Here is a 1,883-nt window from a genome sequence, read left to right as displayed (position 1 = left end):
GCATGATGAAGGAGGCCCTCTCGGGTCGGTTTCTGCTGGTGGGGGGATGTGTCCGCGTCGTTGCGGCGACATCTGCGAAGTTACGCACCCCACGTCAAAGCCACCCGTAGGAGATGTAACAGTCATCACTCGCATTTACCGCAAAAATGACAGCAAGCGGGTTACTCCGCAGTAAAATCTTCTGCGCGACGGCCCGGATCCGGCCGCACCCCGCCGTTCGGCCCTGCGGATGCGGGGTCCGCGACAACACGTGACGCTGTCGATATGACTGAGCCGCTCCCCGTCGTCGTATCCCCGCCCTCCCCGACCGGAGGCCGCCGCGTCCGCGTGGACGGCCAGATCCTGGGCCTGGCGCACGGCGTGGTGGACGTCGTGGAGTTCCTGCGCCGGGCCGGCATGAACGAGGCCGACACCTACATGGTCGAGACGTCGATGTTCATCGACTGGCGGGGCGGCGGCCCGGAGGTGTGGTCGCGTTCCCGGAACGGGGGAACGGGGCCCGTCGGCGCCTGACGCCGGGCAGGCTGCTGACGCCCCGCGCACGTCAGCAGCCTCTTCGCACCCGTACTCAGCGGGACGAGCCGGATCCCGCCGTCGGCAGGTAGCGCGGTGCCCGCCAGGCCTTGAGCCGGTGCTCCACCGCGGCCCCCAGCGACAGGAGCTCGGCGTCCTCGTGGTCGCCGGCCATCAGGAGCAGGCCGACCGGCAGTTCGTCCACGGACCCGGCGGGCACGGACAGCGAGGGGTATCCGGCGACGGCCGCCGGTGTGGAGGAGGGGATGACGTCGTTGTCGCCGCGCGCGCAGTCGGTGGTCCAGGCGGGCGGGTTCGTGGGCGCGGCGATGGCGTCCAGGTGATGGGCGGCGATGGTCTCGTCGATGGAGCGCCGGGAGAGGTCCTTCAACTCGGCGCGCATGGCCCGGTAGTCGGGGTCGGTGGTGGGCGGCGCGGCCAGTGCCTGCTCGAAGAGCTCCTGGCCGGCGAAGCAGGTCTGTTCCGCGGCGTGGGTACGGTTGAACTCGATCAGCGCGGCGAGGTCGCGGGGTCCCTTGCGCGTGCCCAGGTAGGCGTTGATGTCCCGGTGGAACTCGCTGAGCAGCGCCGGGAATTCGAGCTCGGCGAGCCGCGCCTGGTACGGGGGCGTCACCTCGACGACCACGGCTCCGGCCTTGCGCAGCTTCTTCGCCGTACGGGTCATCACCGCGTCCACGTCGTCTCCGAGCGAGGGCAGGCGCCACAGGCCGATCCGCTTGCCGCGCAGGCTGCTGCCGTACTGGGCCGCCGCGTCCTCGGCCGTGCCTTTGCCGCCGCTCAGTACCGAGAACGTGAGCGCGGTGTCGATCACGTTGCGTGCCATCGGCCCGGCCGTGTCCTGCTCGGCGGAGATCGGCACCACGCCCGACTGGCTGACCAGACCGAGGCTGGGCTTGTGTCCGACGACGCCGGTCATCCCGGCCGGGCACACGATGGAGCCGTCCGTCTCGGTGCCGATCGCCACCTGCGACAGCGACGCGGCGAGCGCGGCGGCCGAACCGGCGGAGGAACCGCATGGATTGCGGTCCAGGACGTAGGGGTTGTTGGTCTGCCCGCCCACCGCCGACCACCCCGATGTCGGCTTGGCCGCACGGAAGTTGGCCCACTCCGACAGGTTGGTCTTGCCCAGGATCACCGCCCCCGCCTTGCGCAGCCGGGTCACCAGCTCGGCGTCGGCCTCCGGCGGGCTCCCGGCGAGCGCGAGCGATCCGGCCGTGGTCGGCATGTCGCGGGTGTCCACGTTGTCCTTGAGCAGCACGGGAATGCCGTCCAGCGGCCCCAGGGTCTTGCCGTGCCGGTGCCTGGCATCGCTGGCCGCCGCCTGGCGCAGGGCTGTCGGGCTGATGCGC

The 1,883-nt window shown here is 71.0% G+C and carries 2 protein-coding genes; one reads left to right on the top strand and one right to left on the bottom strand.

Annotation, left to right across the window (positions count from 1 at the left end; all coding sequences use genetic code 11):
* Nucleotides 1-264 precede the first annotated feature (264 nt).
* On the top strand, nt 265-513 hold the full coding sequence (locus ACQKIP_RS46390) for a hypothetical protein (RefSeq protein ID WP_365856661.1): 249 nt from the start codon (nt 265-267) through the stop codon (nt 511-513).
* 55 nt (nt 514-568) lie between these two features.
* On the opposite strand, the gene ACQKIP_RS46385 is transcribed toward ACQKIP_RS46390, so the two are convergent.
* Nucleotides 569-1,883: amidase family protein (locus ACQKIP_RS46385; RefSeq protein ID WP_427745760.1), on the bottom strand; the 1,315-nt coding region annotated here is incomplete at its 5' end.

Source organism: Streptomyces sp. NPDC059900, from assembly GCF_050270335.1.
Classification (GTDB): Bacteria; Actinomycetota; Actinomycetes; order Streptomycetales; family Streptomycetaceae; genus Streptomyces.
The sequence above is the reverse complement of the archived record's forward strand: the minus strand, read 5'-3'. Positions and strand labels throughout refer to the sequence as shown.